This window comes from Paraburkholderia sp. RL17-381-BIF-C, from assembly GCF_046026435.1.
GTDB lineage: Bacteria > Pseudomonadota > Gammaproteobacteria > Burkholderiales > Burkholderiaceae > Paraburkholderia.
In genome coordinates this window covers 135,311-152,768 of sequence record NZ_JARESX010000006.1, presented here as the reverse complement: position 1 = coordinate 152,768, position 17,458 = coordinate 135,311, and the positions used below count along the sequence as shown (strand labels likewise).

Annotated in this window: 14 protein-coding genes; 5 read left to right on the top strand and 9 right to left on the bottom strand. The window is 61.9% G+C overall.

The genetic code is table 11. The features are described 5' to 3' along the window. Nucleotides 1–23: 23 nt before the first annotated feature. From P0D70_RS06765 to P0D70_RS06745, 5 genes are all read right to left on the bottom strand, one after another. Nucleotides 24–1,592, bottom strand: coding sequence for an acyl-CoA synthetase (locus P0D70_RS06765; protein WP_408183775.1), 1,569 nt, complete (start codon nucleotides 1,590–1,592; stop codon nucleotides 24–26). Between the two features lie 36 nt (nucleotides 1,593–1,628). Further along, a complete protein-coding gene (locus P0D70_RS06760; RefSeq protein ID WP_408183773.1) occupies nucleotides 1,629–2,564 on the bottom strand; it encodes an SDR family oxidoreductase in 936 nt (311 codons plus the stop codon). Nucleotides 2,565–2,639: 75 nt separating this feature from the next. Beyond that, entirely contained in the window at nucleotides 2,640–3,827 is a 1,188-nt protein-coding gene (locus P0D70_RS06755; protein ID WP_408183771.1) for a lipid-transfer protein, read from the bottom strand. A 26-nt stretch (nucleotides 3,828–3,853) separates the two neighbouring features. Continuing rightward, entirely contained in the window at nucleotides 3,854–4,993 is a 1,140-nt protein-coding gene (locus tag P0D70_RS06750) for an acyl-CoA dehydrogenase family protein (RefSeq protein WP_091808985.1), read from the bottom strand. A 154-nt stretch (nucleotides 4,994–5,147) separates the two neighbouring features. After that, nucleotides 5,148–7,892 carry a winged helix-turn-helix domain-containing protein gene (locus P0D70_RS06745; RefSeq protein WP_408183768.1) on the bottom strand — a complete coding sequence of 915 codons (2,745 nt, stop codon included), beginning with the start codon at nucleotides 7,890–7,892 and terminating at the stop codon, nucleotides 5,148–5,150. 330 nt (nucleotides 7,893–8,222) lie between these two features. On the opposite strand from P0D70_RS06745, the gene P0D70_RS06740 reads away from it, so the two are divergent. Both P0D70_RS06740 and P0D70_RS06735 read left to right on the top strand, forming a co-directional pair. Beyond that, nucleotides 8,223–9,242: an SGNH/GDSL hydrolase family protein gene (locus P0D70_RS06740; RefSeq protein ID WP_408183766.1), complete on the top strand. Its 1,020-nt coding sequence runs from the start codon at nucleotides 8,223–8,225 to the stop codon at nucleotides 9,240–9,242. A 172-nt stretch (nucleotides 9,243–9,414) separates the two neighbouring features. Further along, nucleotides 9,415–10,128: a hypothetical protein gene (locus tag P0D70_RS06735; RefSeq protein ID WP_408183764.1), complete on the top strand. Its 714-nt coding sequence runs from the start codon at nucleotides 9,415–9,417 to the stop codon at nucleotides 10,126–10,128. A gap of 16 nt (nucleotides 10,129–10,144) precedes the next feature. Here P0D70_RS06735 and P0D70_RS06730 read toward each other — a convergent pair whose 3' ends face one another. Then, nucleotides 10,145–10,720 (bottom strand): cytochrome b, encoded by a 576-nt coding sequence (locus tag P0D70_RS06730; RefSeq protein WP_177205130.1) that lies wholly within the window; start codon nucleotides 10,718–10,720, stop codon nucleotides 10,145–10,147. Between the two features lie 240 nt (nucleotides 10,721–10,960). Between P0D70_RS06730 and P0D70_RS06725 the strand changes: the two genes are divergently transcribed. From P0D70_RS06725 to P0D70_RS06715, 3 genes are all read left to right on the top strand, one after another. Beyond that, complete coding sequence (locus P0D70_RS06725) at nucleotides 10,961–12,277, top strand: PQQ-dependent sugar dehydrogenase (RefSeq protein ID WP_408183761.1); 1,317 nt, start codon at nucleotides 10,961–10,963, stop codon at nucleotides 12,275–12,277. A gap of 286 nt (nucleotides 12,278–12,563) precedes the next feature. Next, the gene (locus tag P0D70_RS06720) at nucleotides 12,564–12,833 is read left to right on the top strand and encodes a hypothetical protein (RefSeq protein WP_408183759.1); all 270 of its coding nucleotides are present in this window, start codon (nucleotides 12,564–12,566) and stop codon (nucleotides 12,831–12,833) included. Between the two features lie 103 nt (nucleotides 12,834–12,936). Then, complete coding sequence (locus tag P0D70_RS06715) at nucleotides 12,937–13,524, top strand: hypothetical protein (protein WP_408183757.1); 588 nt, start codon at nucleotides 12,937–12,939, stop codon at nucleotides 13,522–13,524. A 40-nt stretch (nucleotides 13,525–13,564) separates the two neighbouring features. Here P0D70_RS06715 and P0D70_RS06710 read toward each other — a convergent pair whose 3' ends face one another. The 3 genes from P0D70_RS06710 to glyA all read right to left on the bottom strand — a co-directional run bounded on the left by P0D70_RS06710 (nucleotide 13,565) and on the right by glyA (nucleotide 17,431). Next, nucleotides 13,565–14,218 carry a response regulator gene (locus P0D70_RS06710; protein WP_091804579.1) on the bottom strand — a complete coding sequence of 218 codons (654 nt, stop codon included), beginning with the start codon at nucleotides 14,216–14,218 and terminating at the stop codon, nucleotides 13,565–13,567. Between the two features lie 333 nt (nucleotides 14,219–14,551). Next, complete coding sequence (locus tag P0D70_RS06705) at nucleotides 14,552–15,934, bottom strand: MFS transporter (RefSeq protein ID WP_408183754.1); 1,383 nt, start codon at nucleotides 15,932–15,934, stop codon at nucleotides 14,552–14,554. A 237-nt stretch (nucleotides 15,935–16,171) separates the two neighbouring features. Beyond that, complete coding sequence (glyA, locus tag P0D70_RS06700; protein ID WP_408183752.1) at nucleotides 16,172–17,431, bottom strand: serine hydroxymethyltransferase; 1,260 nt, start codon at nucleotides 17,429–17,431, stop codon at nucleotides 16,172–16,174. Nucleotides 17,432–17,458 lie beyond the last annotated feature (27 nt).

Genomic DNA, 17,458 nt, shown 5'->3' with positions numbered 1-17,458 from the left:
CCTCGCCGCTGCGCGTCTGCGGGTTATGAATCCGCACGCTCCGCTCGTGCGTCATAGCGCTCGCGCAGTGCCTGCTTGTACAGCTTGCCGGTAGGCAGGCGCGGCATCGCGTCGATGAAATCGATCGAGCGCGGCACCATGTAGCGCGCCACTCGCGTACGCAGGTAGGCCAATAGCCGTTCCGCGAGCGCGTCCGACGGCACCACGCCGGGCATCGGTTCGACAATCGCTTTGACCTGCTCGCCCATCTCGGCGTCGGGCACGCCGATCACCGCCGCATCCTGCACATCGGGATGCACGGCCAGCGCGTCTTCAATCGCTTGCGGATAGATGTTGACTCCGCCGGAGATGATCATGAACGCCTTGCGATCGGTCAGATACAGATAGCCGTCGCTATCCACATGACCTATGTCGCCGACCGCCGTCCACGCCGGATAGCGGGGATGTTGTGCGGCACGGGTCTTGTCGGGATCGTTGTGGTAGTGGAACGGCAACTGGTCCCGCTCGAAATAGACGGTGCCGGTTTCGCCGACCGGCAACTCGTTGCCGTCGTCATCGCAGATATGAATGACGCCGAGCAGCGGGCGGCCCACCGAACCGGGATGCGCGAGCCACTCCTCGGTGCTGAGCGTGGTCACGCCATTGCCCTCAGTCGACGAGTAATACTCCTCGATGATCGGCCCCCACCAGTCGATCATCTGCCGCTTGACCTCCTGTGGGCACGGTGCGGCCGCATGAATCGCCACCCGGTGGCTCGACAGGTCGAATGCATCGCGCAGCGAGGGGCCGAGCTTGAGCAGCCGGATCAGCATGGTCGGCACCCACTGGCTGTGCGTGACGCGATAGCGCTCGATCGCCCGCAGCGCTTCGAGCGGATCGAACTTCTCCATGAAGACCACGGTGCCGCCGCCGAACTGCGTCTCGATGCCGTAGCCGAGCGGCGCGGTGTGATAGAGCGGCGCCGGCGACAGATACACCGTTTGCGCGTCAAAACCGTAGCGCTCGAATTGCGGGCGGCGCGCGGAACCGGAACCTTCGGTCACCCGGCCCTGAGGCTGCGCGCGAATAATGCCCTTCGGACGGCCGGTCGTGCCCGAGCTATAGATCATCATGGCGCCCAGCCATTCATCGTCAAGACGACTGGCGGGATAGCGGCCGGTCATGGCTTCATAGCTTTCCCAGCCGGCAATGGTGCCGTCGACCATCAGCCGCAGACGGCACGTCGGCATCATGCTGGTCAGTCCGGCCGCGAGCTCGCGCATTGCATACGAACTGACCACCACTTGCGCGTTGCTGTCCTCGATGATGCCGGCTGCTTCCGCCGCGGTCAGGTAGCGGTTGACCGGCGTGATCATCAAGCCGGAACGCAGCGCCGCCCAACACACCTCGAAGCAGCGCATGTTGTTCTCGAGCACCATCGCGATATGGTCGCCGCGCCGCAGCCCCGCTGCGTACAGACACTGCGCGAAGCGATTCGAACGCTCGTCGAGTTCGCGATAGGTCAACACCTCGCCGCTCGTGCTGTTGATCGCGGCGGCCTTATCCGGTGTCAGTTCGGCATGGTCGCCGAGGTATTTCGGGGTTCCGCTCATGCAGACTCTCCTGCGATGCGTGAAGGTTTCGGGCGCTTACGCTACCGTCTCCGGAATTTCGCCGGAGGTCAGCGCATTCGGCGCGGCCTGCTCCACCAACCCCGGTATCAAAGCACCGAGTTCCGCCGCATCCCAACGCCCGTCCTTCTCGATGCGCGGGCCGGCATGCCAGCCTTCGGCCACCGTGATACGGCCACCGCGCACGCCAAACACACGCCCGGTGATACCGCTCGACGCACTGCTGCCCAGCCATGCCACGAGGGGCGCGACATTGCCGGCATCCAGCGGATCGAAGCCCGGTGCGGCGCCCGCGGTGAATTCGTCGCGCCGCTTCGCGAAGATGTCTTCGGTGAGGCGGCTCATTGCGGTCGGATAGATCGCATTCACGGTCACACCATAGCGCTCCAGTTCGCGAGCCGCAATCACCGACATGGCGGCGATACCGGCCTTCGCCGCGCCATAGTTGGCCTGGCCAGGATTGCAGTACAGACCCGACGACGAACTGGTGTTGATGAGCCGCGCCACCCGCTCGCGACCCGCCTTGGCCTCCTCGCGCCAATATGCGGCGGCGTGGCGTGACGGCGCAAAAGTGCCGCGCATGTGTACGCGAATCACCGAGTCCCAGTCTTCCTCGCTCATGTTGACCAGCGTGCGATCGCGCAGAATGCCCGCGTTGTTGACCAGCACGTCGAGTCCGCCGAAAACGGAAATCGCCGTGTCGATCATGTTCTTCGCGCCCTGCCAGTCGGCCACGTCGTCGAAGTTCGCGACAGCTTCGCCGCCGAGCGCTTCGATTTCGGCGACCACATCAAGCGCGGGGCCGCTCGCCGCGCCCGAACCATCTCCCTTGCCGCCGAGATCGTTGACGACGACTTTCGCCCCCTGACGGGCGAACTCCAGAGCGTATTCACGTCCGAGGCCTCGACCGGCGCCGGTGACGACTACAACGCGATTCTTGCAAAGCTGCTGCATGGGAAATCCTCAGTGCTGTTTGCTATCCAGACGTTTGCGCAGGAAACGACTTGCCGCCGGCCTGCGCTCACGCGTTCAGTGCTTGCCGTACAGCGTCACGACACACGCGCCGCCCAGGCCCAGGTTGTGTTGAAGCGCGAGCTTCGCGCCTTGCACCTGGCGCTGGTCAGCGGTGCCGCGCAACTGGTGGGTCAACTCATAACACTGCGCGAGGCCGGTCGCGCCCAACGGATGCCCCTTGGAAAGCAGGCCGCCCGACGGATTGACCACCACCTTGCCGCCGTACGTGTTGTCACCGTCGTTGACGAACTTCTCGGCGCCGCCTTCCGGGCAGAACCCAAGCGATTCGTAGCAGATGACTTCGTTGTGCGCGAAACAGTCGTGCAGCTCGCACACGTCGATGTCTTCCGGTCCGATACCGGCCTGTTCGTAGACCTTGTTCGCGGCCGAACGCGTCATGTGCGTGCCGACGTAGTTCAGCATCGACGGCGGATCGAACGAAGCCGGCGGATCCGTCGTGAGGGATTGCGCAACGATCTGCACACCGGTGCGCAAGCCATGCTTCTTCGCAAACTTCTCGGAGACGAGGATCGCCGCCGCGCCGCCGCATGTCGGCGGGCAGGCCATCAGACGCGTCATCACGCCGGGTATCAGCACCGTGTCGTTCATCACGTCTTCGGTCGTCACCTGTTTGCGGAACAGTGCGAGCGGGTTGTTGGCCGCGTGGCGGCTCGCCTTCGCGCGCACCGCGGCGAAGGTTTCCATGCGCGTGCCGTAACGCTGCATATGCTCGCGGCCCGCGCCGCCGAACGTGCGCAGCGCCTGCGGAAGATGCGCGAGGTCGGCGGTGAGGCCGTGCATGATCGGCACGAAACGCGCACGCGTCACCGGCCGGTCGTCCCAGTGCGATTTCAATGCACCCGCCTGCATCTGCTCGAAGCCGAGCGCGAGCACGCAGTCGGCGTCGCCGGTCGCGATTGCCTGGCGCGCCAGATAAAGCGCGGTCGAACCCGTCGAGCAATTGTTATTGACGTTGACGATCGGAATGCCCGTCATGCCCACTTCGTACAGCGCGGTCTGGCCACACGTGGAGTCCCCGTAGACGTAGCCCGCGAATGCCTGCTCTACGAGGTCGTACGCAATGCCCGCATCGGCCAGCGCGCGGCGGGTCGCTTCAGCGCCCATTTCGGTGTAGCTCTGGCTCGCGCCGGGTTTGGCGAACTGGATCATGCCGACGCCCGCTACCAGTACTTTTTCGCTCATGATGCTGCCTCAAAAGGTAAGGAGACTTAAAGCTTGCGCGAGATCAGATCCCGCAGAACCTCGCTGGTCCCGCCGAAAATGCGCGTGACGCGCATGTCGGCAAAGGCACGGGCAATCGGATACTCCAGCATGTAGCCGTAACCGCCATGCAACTGGACCATTTCGTCGATGCACTTCCACATCGCTTCGGTCGCGAAGAGCTTGGCGATGGCCGCTTCCTGCAGCGTGAGCTTGCGCTCCATGTGCTCGCGGATGTAGTAATCGACCAGCGTGCGGACCGCGACGGCTTGCGCCTTCACATCGGCCAGCTTGAATTTGGTGTTCTGGAAGTCCCACACGGTTTGATTGAAAGCGCGACGGTCCTTCACGTATTGCAACGTCAGTTCGAGTTGCCGCTCCAGCTTCGCGGCGCAATACACCGCGATGATCAGGCGCTCTTGCGGCAACTCTTCCATCAGGTGAATGAAGCCGCCGTTCTCGTTACCGATCAGGTTGCTTGCCGGTACGCGCACGTTGTCGAAAAAGAGTTCGGCAGTGTCAGCCGCGGCCTGCCCGACTTTCTCGAGCTTGCGGCCACGGCGAAAACCGGCGCGGTCGGTTTCGACCATGATCAGGCTCACGCCCTTCGCACCCGCCGACGGGTCGGTCTTGCAGACCACCACCACCATGTCGCAGTTCAGGCCGTTGGAGATGAACGTCTTGCTGCCGTTGATCACGTAGTCGTCGCCATCGCGCACCGCGGTGGTACGGATCGACTTCAGATCGGAGCCCGTGCCGGGCTCGGTCATCGCGATGGCGAGAATCTTTTCGCCGCGGCAAATGGGCGGCAACCAGTTGCGTTTCTGCTCTTCGGTGCCGAGGCGCACGATGTACGGCGCGGTGATATCGGAGTGCACGGAATAGCTGAAACCCGACACGCCCGCACGATGCAACTCTTCCGCGACGATCGCCGAATGACCGAAATCGCCGCCGCCACCGCCGTATTCTTCCGGGACGGTCACACACAGCAGACCTTCCCGCCCCGCCTTCAACCACGTCTCGCGATCGACACAGCCGGCCTCGTCCCACTGCGCCTGACGCGGCAGGCATTCCCGTTCGAAGAAACGCCGCGCGGTTTCACGCAGCATCTCGTGATCCTCGCGATAGACATTACGTTTGACTTCCACCGCACGCTCCTTATCGATTGAATGCGTTGGCAGCGCGGACCGGGTTTGCCGGCCGGCTGCTTCCATAAACGCATTGTGCGTGGCGGGGGTGGGGAGCGAGCCTACCCCCGTAGAGTGGGGGTAGGCGGATGGAGGACTGCGGATGAGACGGCGTTTATCGCGCGCCCGCGTCGCGCATCCTGGCGACGGCGCCATCGCGGCCCGACACTTCGAGCTTTCTGTAGATGTTCTTCAGGTGCCACTTCACCGTATCGAGCGAAACGTCCATGACCCGCGCAATCTTCTTGTTGGGCAATGCAAGTGCAAGCAGACCCAGTACCTCGTTTTCGCGTTCGCTGAGCGACTGGATCGGCACGTGCATCGCAGCCGTCTGTGGCGCGGCAGGCGCCGTTGCCTGCCCGGCTTCGATCAGCCGTTGGGCATAGAAAGCGAGAACGGGGTCGAAGCCCGGTTCCGACGGCAGCGGGTCAAGAATCTGCCGGCAGGGTCCAAGCTCGTCCAGCAGGCTGCGCATCAGCCCCAGCCGATGCCCGAGACGCAGCGCCTCGACCAGATGCTCACGCGCCGCTCTCTCGTTGTGGCGCCCCATCTCGGCAATCGACATCTGCAACCGCAACCCGGCTACGCGGCACCACCGCCCTCCCGCTTCGGACAGCGCGCTGAGGGGCTTGAGCCGATTCATCGCGCCGTCGAAATCGTTCAGATGCAGGCACATGCGAATGCGCGCAAGATCGGCGCAGACGCTGATTTCCCATGCCGTGCTGCGTGCCGCGCCGGCATAACGCGCCGCGAGCGCTTCGCAGCGCAGCAGCGCCGCCTCGGCTTCATCGAGACTGCCTTCTTCCAGCAGCCAGCGGGAGCGCAAGCAGAGTGCGTTGGCGAGTAGACGATCCACACCATGACGCTTCGCGTAGTCTTCGAGTCGATCGAGATAGTCGCGCGCCTCGAGCCGACGGCCCGCGAACCAGTGCGCGCCGGCGAGCACCACCAGCGCTCGCAACACGGTGTCCGGAATCGACACACGCTCTAGCACGTCGATGCGTTCGTCCAACAGACCGAGTGCGGCATCGACATCGTTCAGTTCGTAGAGCGCTTCGCCAAGCAGCGCCGCGGCCATACACGCAATGCCGACGTAGGCCGGCCCCTGTTTTTCCGCTTCCGCCAGCACGTCGCAAAAGACCCGCTCGGCGAGCAGCACCTGCCCCTCGGCGGCGTGCGTCATACCGCTCATGCACCGGCCAAGCAGGATGCCGCGCGGCGCGCCGCCATGCGGCGCACCTTCCTCCAACACCTTGCGCGCCTGTTCATATTCACCACGATGGATGAACATCCACGAGAGGATATTGCCGCGACCCGCACGGGTGAAATCGTCCGCGTCCGCGGGGACGCGCTGCAGTTCAGGCAATAGCGCGACGACCGAATCCGTGTCGTCGCGCTGTAGCGCGAGGCCACCGCGAAGCAGCGCGAGCGCGTAGCGCTGACGCGGGTCCGGCCGTTCGCTGCGCGACGCTATCTGCTGGATGCTCTGCATGAGCGCATCGGTTTCCCCCGCATACATTTGCAGATAGGCGGTGATCACGCGCAGATCGAAACGCGCGGCGATCTGCGCCGGAGGCAACCGGCGCACCAGGCCCGCCAGCTGCCGGAGTTCGCCGCGCGCGAGCAGATCGTGCGCGCAGCCCTCCACGAGGTCGGCGGCAGCCTGTGCGTTGTCGGCCAGCACGGCGTGGTGCACGGCTTCGTCGACATAACCTTGCTCACTGAGCCACTGCCAGGCCGCCGCATGCAGTTCGCGCAATTCCGCGGCCGGCAGCCCGGCGACCCGGCGCTGCAGCACCTCGCGCAGCAGAGGATGCAGGCGATACCAGGTTTCGCCGTCCTGCCCGACACCAATCTGGCTGATGAACAGATTGTCGCCCTCCAGGCGACTGAGTCGGGAGGCGACGTCTGCAACCGCGTCTGCATGCTGCATCAAGCTCGCGCAAAGGCGTGCGCAAAATCGTTCGCACAACGCCGCGCGAGTGAGCAGAAGCAGATCGTCCGGCGCGAGGCGCACCAGCACTTCGCGTTCGAAGTAGCGGGCGAACGTCTCGGCGTCGCGCACCGTTGCAGGCGCGAAGGCCGCGCCTTTGCGGGTCTTCAGGTCGATCGCGAACAATTGCAGGCCCGCCGCCCAGCCGTCGGTCAGTTCATGCACGACCTGCGCGTCCCGTTTTGCGATGTCGCCGAGTTGCTCGCGCAAGAACCGCTCTGATTCTTCGGCCGAAAAGCGCAGATCCCGTCGATCGAGTTCGGTCGCGAGACCCTGCGAGCGCAGGCGCGCCAGCGAAACGGGCAGCGCCCGCCGCGATGCCAGCACGACATGAAGCTGCGGTGGCGCGTAGTCGAGCAGCCAGCGCATCGCTTCGAGAATCCGGGCGTTCTGAAGGTAATGAACGTCGTCTAGCATCAGCACGAGCTCGCGCTTGCGGCGCGCAATCCCGCGAACGAGCGTGATCACCCAATGCTCGACCGCCGTCTCGTCGCTTTCACGGCCGACCAGCAGTTCCGCTTCGCGCGCGATCGCCGGATCCACGCTGGCAAGGCTCGCGAGCAGACCGTGAAAGAACGCGGTCAGGTCGTCGTCCTCAGGCGCGAGCGACAGCCAGGCCACGTCGAAATCCAGCGTCAGCATGGCTTGCCGCAGGGCCAGCATCGTGCTGGTTTTGGCGCTGCCGGCCGGCCCCTGAATCACCACGCAACGCTGCCGCCGCGCTTCGAGCAGGCGCGCCATCAAGGCTTCGCGCGGCATGAGCTGGCGCGCCGCCCGAGGCGGAATCAATCTCGTACCGGTGACGGGCTCGATAGCGAGTCTGGGGGAGACGCGCACGTCTCCTGAGTGTTCATTGGATTCGGACATACGGGGAAAGCTGAGAGACCGGATAACGTGAGAGAAGTCTCGCGACGCGTACCGTCACGCCGGAACGCGCTTTGCCGAGTATAGGAGTGCGACGCCACCCGTCGGGCAATTTAGCGCCCACCTACCCGATTCGGGTGGGTAAAAGGCGCAGGGAGGGTTCGACTCTATGGAAGCCGTGGGTCGCTTGTGCCGCGCTCAGTGAGCCAGCCATCCGCCGCCGCAGGCGCAATAGCGCACGCTTCTTGCTTCGGCAATGTGCTTGTCGGGAAGGCGACGCGCGATCATCCCGCAACGTGGCCGGACCTCCCCGCCAGTTCAGGGAGAGTCGTTATGCGAGGAATGAATGACACGGTACGCGCTGCAATTTTTGCCGTCGCGGTCTCACTACTTTCGGCGTGCGGTGGGCACGATGGCAGTTCGAATAATGGCAGCACGGCGACGCCGGCAGGCGGCGTCCATCTGCAAATTGTCTCGTTCGGAGACAGCCTTTCGGATGTCGGAACCTACGCGCCAATCGCCGGCGCGGTTGGCGGAGGACGTTTCACGACCAATCCCGGACAGGTGTGGACTCAGAATATCGCGCAATACTACGGCGACACGCTAAATGTCGCGTACACCATCGACATCACGCATAAGCTCAGCGCGCAAGGCGGCCTCGGCTATGCGGAGGGTGGCGCCACGGTGGCGACGCCGGCAAACCAGTCCGATTTTCTGACCAGCGTGATCGGCAACATCGAAATGCCGGTGAATCAGCAGGTTTCGAGCTATCTGGCCGCTCACGGGAGTTTCAACTCGAATCAACTGGTGCTCGTCTGGGCGGGCGCGAACGATGTGCTCCGCGCCGGGGCGCTGCCAGCTGCTGCGCAGACGATCAACACGGCGGCTGCGACCCTCGCTCAGGTTGTCGGTCAGATCGTCCAGAACGGCGCCACGCATGTCGTGGTGGTCAATCTGCCGAATATCGGACTGTCGCCGCACGGCATCGCCTCGTCCGATGGCGGGGCTAACTTGACCCAGTTATCGCAGCTGTTCAACAGCAGCCTGAACGCCGCGTTGCAGACCGATGGCCTGCAGGGCAAGGTCATCCAGATCGATTCCTATACCTGGCTGAATGGAATCATGGCGAATTTTCAGGCCAACGGCTTCGCCGTGTCGAACACCGGCGTTGCTTGCGACCCCAAGAAAACGCCCGACGACACGGCACTGCTGTGCTCGCCGCCAACCTACGTGAGCGCCAACGCGGACCAGACGTACATGTTCGCCGACGACCTTCATCCGACCACGCACCTGCACGCGCTATTCGCGCAGTACGTGGAGCACCAGATCGCCAGTACCGGCCTGGGTCATTGACGCAGCGCCCGGAGGCTGTCGATCTGATGAGCGCGGAGAAGTCCGCCGCGCAGCCCTTTTCGCCGATGCCAGGGGGAAGCCGCTGGCCGCGAGAGACCGTTCCCGGCCAATGTGCCAAAGCGGCCCGGTCGAATCGTTACAATGGCCAGATGACATCCCCTAACAGCATCAAGTGCCGGACATACTGACTTCCCATTTCTGGAGTGGCGACGCCATTCGCAGTCGACGCGTGAGCGACATCGTGCTCTCAGGCTCGCTCGACGTGCCTGTCCCACCTGTACGCCTGCTTGCGGATTGGGAACGGGAGATAGCGTCGCGCATGGTCCTCGAACCCGGGGACGTCGAAACCATGCCTCTCGCGCGAGCGCGGATGCGCTGGCCCGACTATTCGCGCTGCGTGCAGGCCGTGTCCGACTGGACGTCAGCGCTAGGAATGCCCGCGGTGCTTGCCGCCAGCGACGTCGCCCTGATGGCCTGCTGCGGCGCGCGGTATCACCATGACGCCGAGCAATATGGCAGCGCGGCCTTCTGCAATCTCTTCATGAGTCAGGACAAGGGGCTGGACCTGCATTTCCCGTCTTTGGGCCGGCGCATTCCTCTCTCGCGAGGAACGGTCGTGATATTCGACACGGGCCAGCCTCATGGCGTCATTCAGCGCCACAGCAGCGGTTTTGATGCGGCCGAGTTCGCGCCTGATCGGGATTGCACCCAGATCTTCCTGACCTGGGAGCTTCCCATCGAAAATACCCATGTGGCGCATGCACTGGGTGTCACCTTCGACACCGCCCCTTCGACCTCATTGCACCTGGATGCGGAACAAATCCGGGTGAACGGCGAACAGGCCATTGTGTGCCCCGATTCCGGCCGCTGGTGCCGGGCTGACTGATCGTCGGGGCCAGACCTCAGCGGTTTCGCGGCGAATTATTCGACGGCCCCGCCTGGGGCAGCATGCGTTGCAGTACGTGGTCTTTCAGAACAACGCGATGGAACACCGCCGCGGCCACATGCAGCGCAATCAGCGCGAAGAGCACCCATGCGAGAACGCCGTGCACATCACCCATTTCGTGGCCAAAAGCCGAGCCCTGTTCGCTGAGTGCCGGATATGGCACAAGGCCCAGCAAACTGACTGTCCAGCCGCGTGAAGACGCGTTGATCCAGCCAAGCAGCGGCACCACCACCAGCGCAGCGTAAAGCAGAAAATGCGTGATGCGCGAGACGACGCTCAATAGCGGCGGCAACTCGTCCGGCGTCGGCCAGTGAGTCAAACGCCAGATCACTCTAATCACCATGACGGCGATCAGCGCCGAGCCGACGCCGAGATGCCAGGCAATCAGGCCAACGGGCTGTGTGTCCTTGTGTATGTCCGGCATCGTCCATCCGATCACGAACTGCACCGCGATCAACAGGACAGTTAGCCAATGTAGCGTGCGTGCGACTGCGTCATAGGCCGGACGCGTACCTTGCAGAACTTTAGCCACTCCCTCTCCTCGATGTTTCCCGTACCGCATTGAATTGATAAAACGCGTGGCGGCAACCCAGATCGACTGCCGACAAACAGATATCCATTCTAAACAATGCTAACGACCTTATCTTAAGGAAATCTGATGCCGCGCATGGAACCGGGAAATTGGCCAATGCCGCGTCCTGCCACCTGATAGGCAGGCTTCTTGCTGCACAGCTTTGAGCAGCATCCCCAAAGCCGATCGCCAAGAGAAAAAATGCGCCTATTCAAACGTCTGGTAGTTTTACTGATCTTGCCGCTGACCGCGTGCGCGATCGGCCCATCGAGTTCTGCTGATAACGGTTTCGGCGCCTCGCCCGCCATGCCGGCTCCGCAATCGACGCTGCTTCCGATGGTCAACATCGCGCCTGTTCAGGCGCGCCCAGATGGCTCTATGCCGAGCGCCCCCGACGGTTTTTCCGTCACCCGGTTCGCCGGCGGCCTCGCGCACCCACGCTGGATTTACACGCTGCCCAACGGTGACGTGCTCGTGGCGGAAAGCGATGCACCGAAAGAACACGACGAAGGAAGCGGCCTGTTCGGCTGGGTCAGACGGCAGGTAATGAAGCGCGCGGGCGCGGGCGTGAGCAGTCCCGATCGTATCGTGCTACTACGCGACGCGAACAACACGGGCGTTGCCCAGATGCAAACCGTGTTTATTGGCGGCCTTCATTCGCCGTTCGGAATGGCGCTGATTGGCAATGAACTCTACGTGGCCGATACGGACGCTCTCCTGCGTTTCGACTATGCCGAAGGCGCCACACAGATCACCGGCCCCGGGGTCAAGGTCGCCGATTTGCCAGCCGGTCCGATCAACCACCACTGGACCAAGAATATTCTCGCCGACCGCTCGGGCAAGCACCTCTATATCACGGTGGGATCGAATAGCAACGCGGGCGAAAATGGCATCGACGCCGAGCAGGACCGCGCACGGATACTCGAGTTCGACGTGAAAACCGGCGGTTTGCGTCCGTATGCGACGGGACTGCGCAATCCCAATGGCCTCTCGTGGCAACCCGACAGCGGCGCATTGTGGACGGCGGTCAACGAGCGGGACGATCTGGGCAACAACCTCGTACCGGACTACATGACCGCGGTAAAAGATGGCGCGTTTTATGGCTTTCCCTACAGCTACTACGGCCAGCACGTCGACCAGCGAGTCAAACCGCAACGTCCCGACCGCGTTGCTGCGGCGATTGCACCGGACTATGCGCTGGGCAATCATACGGCTTCGCTAGGTCTCGTCTTTTACGACCGAACGCTGTTTCCCGCGCACTATCGAGGCGGCGCATTTGTCGGCCAGCACGGCTCGTGGAACCGCAAGCCGCACGCTGGTTACAAGGTTGTGTTCGTGCCTTTCGTCGACGGAAAACCTGCTGGCGCTCCTGAGGATTTCCTGAGCGGCTTTCTGACCGCGGATGGCCACGCGGTAGGACGGCCCGTTGGCGTCGCACTGGATGCGCACGGGGCGTTGCTCGTGGCGGACGACGTAGGTAACACGGTCTGGCGAATCGCGCCACGTAGCGGCATGTGACGGATGCGCACTTGTGCGAACGGGTTTCGGGAACGGCCAAGGTCGATGCTGACGTTCAGCCGTGCCCGATTTACAGCCCGATCGCATTACCCATGTCAAACCAGTTGATCCTGGTCAACCGCCTCCAGCGCCCAAGGCGCCAAATAGACGTTGATGACCCCATTGCACTGTCTGCCATGTCTCTTTCGAAGATCGGGGCCGGAGATTGGTCGCCAATGGCCGTCAATCCGCGCTACTAGCGGATAGAAACTTTTCTTTGACGCCTTGACCTTCTGGAGGTACCAGCATGAAAAGAATTCTCCCGGCCCTATTGATTGCGCTCGCGTCTGTCGGCACGACGCAGGCTTTGGCTCAAAACGCCGCACCGTCCGGTGCACCGGGCGCTGAATCCAGCGACACCATTGTGCAAATGAGAAGTGAAATCCGTGCCGCAAATGAGACTTACCGTGCGAAAGTACGCGCGGCGAACAAAGTCCGGGATCGCGAAGTTGCCAAGGCGCAAGCCGAGCGGACCAAAGCCATCGAGGCCGCCCACTCGGGAGGAGGTAGTAGCTGAAGTGGCCGGAAGCCGACTCTGGCGTAGGCCACAGTCGGCTCGCAGTCGGCTCGCAGTCGGCTGTTTCCTTGCTCCACTTCTCGTCCAAGCCAACGGAGTTCCCGTGGAAGAGCGGATACAGCATCTCTTGAACCAGATCAGCGTACTGGAATCCGAACTGCAAACGGAGCTGCATCAACGCGAAATCAAGCTTTTCTATCGAATCACCGGCAAACGTGTCGAATTCGACGAAGCGGTGGGCAAGGTCCACCGGGAATTGAAAGTGGGCATTGTTAGCTGGATTCTTTCCAGCCGTCCACAGAACTTCCTCGCGGCTCCGTTCGTCTATGGGCTCGTTTTCCCTTTGCTATTTCTCGATGTTTGCATTTCGGCTTACCAGGCAATCTGCTTCCCGATCTACGGCATCGTCAAAGTCAAACGTGCGGACTATATCGTGATGGATCGCTGGCAACTGCGCTATCTGAACTTTATGGAGCGATTCCATTGCGCATATTGTGAATATGCCAACGGCCTCATCGCTTACGCTACAGAAATCGCCGCGCGCACTGAGCAGTACTGGTGTCCCATCAAACACGCTCGCAAAGTGTTAGGCACTCATGCAAGGTATGAGCGATTTCTGACTTACGGCGAAGCGGAGCAGTATCAGGCACATCTTGCGCAGTTTCGCGACGCACTGCGTAAGCAGGAGTGATAGTGCGTGGTGGACTGGCCTCCTGAATTGTCTGGACGGCTCAGATTGCTTCGAGACCGCCATCCTCAAAGAGGTTGTGGTGCACCGCGTATCGCACAAGGGCCGCGTCGTTAGGAAGGCTCGATTTTTCCAGAATCTTCGTCCTGTGGGTGCTGACCGTTTTCGCGCTCAACCCTAGTTTCTCGGCGATAGCAGTCACGGATTCGCCTGCCGCGATCAGAAGAAATACTTCGAATTCCCTCGCCGACAAACGCTGGTGAGGCAATGCGGAACCCGTATCGGCGAGGCCGTGGGCGAATTGATCGGCCATTGCAACACTCACATATATACCGCCTGTCCCAACCTTTCTCGCGGCGTCGAGGAATTCCGCGGCCGAGCAATTTTTGGTGATATACCCGGATGCTCCCGCTTTGAATGCACGGGCCGCAAACGATTCCTCGGCGCGCATGGTGACAACGAGAATGCGCAGCGCGGGATTTTCGCTCTTGATCAGGGAAATGAGATCGAGTCCGTGGACGCCAGGCATGAGCAAGCCGAGCGTCAAAACGGCCGCATCAGTTGTTCCCGCAAGCAAGAGCGTGCTTGCGCCATCAAAGGCCTCGCCAACGATGCTGAAGTCCCCCGCGCAACGGAGAATCGCGCGTAAACCCTCCCGCACGACGCCGTGCGCATCAGATATTGCCACCTTGATCATGGAAACTCTCATGGAAAGGGAGCGAGATTGCCCTTTCATCATGTTCCGTTGACTGCGCATGTCGAACGCTATTTTGTAACTGTCCGGACCTTCCGGTTTATTTCTTGCAGAGAGCGGATTTCACCTGTGAGTGCCTGGAACTGGGTACTTATGATTTAGAACGTCACAGCTTTGTCCGTGATGTGTTGAAAACACGTCTCGAACGAATCGTATGTCAAAGGCTAATGAACCGCTATCGACCCGGCCAGGACGCTCAACCTGAGCGAGTCGACTGTTCTTCTTCTGCTCATCGGCGACGAGATGCCAGTAAGGTTGCCCCCACGCTACCGCTACTCAATCATCTGCCAGCGGACTGCGCGACGTCTCCTTACTCGCGAGCATCGCCACGAGTGCAACGCCTGCCGCACCTACCAGATACCACGCTGGCGCAAGCTTGTTGCCCGTCACGCCAATCAACCACGTGGCGACCAGCGGCGCCGTGCCGCCGAATAGCGCATTCGCCGCATTGAAGCAGAACGCAAAGCCGCTGTAGCGCACGCGCGTCGGAAAGATCTCGGACAGAAAGCACGGCAGCGTACCGTCGTTCATCGTTAGCAACGCGCCGAAGGCAATCTGAATCATCACAATCGTCACGAAGTTTGCGCCAACCAGGCTCTTGAAAAGCGGCACGGTCAGCACCGCGAACAGAATCGACGCGCCAATCAACATCGTCTTGCGGCCGACGCGATCGGATAGCGCCCCCATCAGGAAGATGAGCCCGATGTATGCGGCAAGCGAAATCGTTGCGGCGATGAACGACTCCGTTTCGCCCACGCCCATTTCCGTCGACAGATACGTCGGCATATAGCTGAGCACCAGATAAAACGCCACCGCATTCAGGCAGGTCACGCCGAAAGCGACCAGCATCTTGCCGCGATGTACGCTCATCAACTCTTTTACGGGTGCGCGCGGAACGTGATGGGACGCTTCCAGCGCCTTGAACTTTGGCGTGTCTTCGAGACGCACGCGAATATATCGCCCAATCAGTCCGAATGGCGCGGCAAGGAGGAACGGCAAACGCCAGCCGAATGAGTGCAGTTGTTCTGTCGTCAGCACGCCGTGCAACACCGCCACGAACACCGAACCGAACAGCAGTCCCGCCGCGGTGCTCGCCGGCACGATGCTCGTATAGACGCCCCGTTTGCCCTCGGGCGCGTACTCGGCGAGGAAGGCGGACGCACCGGCATATTCGCCGGAAGCCGAAAAGCCCTGCACCACTCGAACCAGCAAAAGCAGGACCGGCGCGAGCACGCCGACTTGCGCGTACGTAGGCAGAAACGCGATGACGAATGTCGAGCAGGACATGATCAGGATAGAAAGCGAGAGTGCCGTTCTACGCCCGATCTTGTCGCCGAAATGGCCCCAGACTATGCCGCCAATCGGCCTGACGATAAATGAAATCGCGAACACGCCGTACGCGGCAAGCAGTCCTGTCGCCGAATCCGTCTTCGGGAAAAAGACGACCGCAATGATCGTCGCAAGATAGCCGTACGACGCGTAATCGAACCATTCGACAAAGTTGCCGATAAAGCTCGCCGTCGCCGCGCGTTTAAGCAGACGTCCGTCGGCATGGTTACGCCCCTGCGCGGCGCCCGATCCTTGCAATGGAGCGACGCCACCTGGCGCCATCACGCCGGCACCTGCTGAATGACCTGAAACCGCTTTTCTGGTACTCATCTACGATCTCCAAACGTGAAAGCATGAAACTGCCTGGTTGTGTTGACGACTCTTGCGACGGTCTCTACGGGTCTCGTTTGCTCGACACACGCGTAGGCCGTTTGCGCCCACATCGATAGCCAAGTGCGCTGTGGCGCCTGTCAGCTTGACGCCGAGCGCCCGCATCGGTTGGTAGGGTTGGCGTCATTGAATCCGGGCAGGAGCAAATTCAAAAGTGCTGCCGTTCACGGCTTAAGCTCAGAAACCCGCATACACGGGAAAGCGTGCGCACAATTGCGACACCTGTTCGCGCACACGGTTTTCGGTTTCTGCGTCATTAAGGTTGTCGAGCAGGTCGCAGATCAGCGTCGCGGTCAGTGCCGCTTGCGCCTCTCCGAATCCGCGCGTCGTGATCGCGGGTGTGCCGATGCGGATGCCGCTTGTCACGAAGGGCGACTGCGGATCGTTCGGCACCGCATTCTTGTTGACCGTGATATGCGCGCGCCCAAGCGCGGCGTCCGCGTCTTTGCCGGTGATGCCGTTTGCGATCAGGCTCACCAGGAACAGATGATCGTCGGTCCCGCCGGACACGACGTCGTAGCCGCGCTCGTTGAATACGGTCACCATCGCACGTGCATTCGCCAGCGTTGCCTGTTGATAGGCCCTGAATTCTGGGCCCGACGCTTCCTTGAACGCCACCGCCTTGGCCGCAATTACGTGCATCAATGGGCCACCCTGCGTGCCGGGAAACACCATCGAGTTCAGCTTTTTCTCGATCGCCTCGTTCGCCTTCGTGAGAATCAGGCCGCCACGTGGCCCGCGCAGTGTCTTGTGCGTGGTCGTCGTGACCACGTCCGCAAACGGCAGCGGGTTCGGATAAAGGCCTGCGGCAACGAGTCCCGCCACATGCGCCATATCGACGAAAAGATAAGCGCCCACGCGATCCGCAATCTGCCGGAAACGCGCAAAGTCCAGTACACGCGAGTAGGCGGAGAAGCCGGCCACGATCATTTTCGGCTGATGTTCGACGGCCAGACGTTCAATCTCGTCGTAGTCGATCAGACCGGTTTGCGGATCCACGCCGTATTGCACGGCGTTGTAGAGCTTGCCCGAGAAGGACACCTTCGCGCCGTGTGTGAGGTGGCCGCCATGCGCGAGACTCATGCCGAGAACCGTGTCGCCGGGTGCGAGGAGTGCCAGATACACCGCCGCGTTGGCCTGAGAGCCGCTATGTGGCTGTACGTTTGCATAATCCGCGCCGAAGAGGAGCTTGGCGCGCTCGATAGCCAGCGACTCGACCACGTCCACGTGCTCGCAGCCGCCGTAATACCGCTTGCCCGGATAGCCCTCCGCGTACTTGTTCGTCAGCACCGAACCCTGCGCTTCCAGCACACGCGGGCTCGCGTAGTTTTCCGACGCAATCAGCTCGATATGCGCTTCCTGACGCTTGCGCTCGAGGCGCATTGCGTCGGATAACTCCGGATCGAATCCGGCGATGGTCTGTTCTTTTGAAAACATCGAAACGTCTCCTGCAACATCATGTTT

Coding starts and splice junctions, on each gene's coding strand:
- P0D70_RS06765 (WP_408183775.1), bottom strand. CDS start 1,592: ATGAGCGGAACCCCGAAATACCTCGGCGACCATGCCGAACTGACACCG.
- P0D70_RS06760 (WP_408183773.1), bottom strand. CDS start 2,564: ATGCAGCAGCTTTGCAAGAATCGCGTTGTAGTCGTCACCGGCGCCGGT.
- P0D70_RS06755 (WP_408183771.1), bottom strand. CDS start 3,827: ATGAGCGAAAAAGTACTGGTAGCGGGCGTCGGCATGATCCAGTTCGCC.
- P0D70_RS06745 (WP_408183768.1), bottom strand. CDS start 7,892: ATGTCCGAATCCAATGAACACTCAGGAGACGTGCGCGTCTCCCCCAGA.
- P0D70_RS06740 (WP_408183766.1), top strand. CDS start 8,223: ATGCGAGGAATGAATGACACGGTACGCGCTGCAATTTTTGCCGTCGCG.
- P0D70_RS06725 (WP_408183761.1), top strand. CDS start 10,961: ATGCGCCTATTCAAACGTCTGGTAGTTTTACTGATCTTGCCGCTGACC.
- P0D70_RS06720 (WP_408183759.1), top strand. CDS start 12,564: ATGAAAAGAATTCTCCCGGCCCTATTGATTGCGCTCGCGTCTGTCGGC.
- P0D70_RS06710 (WP_091804579.1), bottom strand. CDS start 14,218: ATGATCAAGGTGGCAATATCTGATGCGCACGGCGTCGTGCGGGAGGGT.
- P0D70_RS06705 (WP_408183754.1), bottom strand. CDS start 15,934: ATGAGTACCAGAAAAGCGGTTTCAGGTCATTCAGCAGGTGCCGGCGTG.
- glyA (WP_408183752.1), bottom strand. CDS start 17,431: ATGTTTTCAAAAGAACAGACCATCGCCGGATTCGATCCGGAGTTATCC.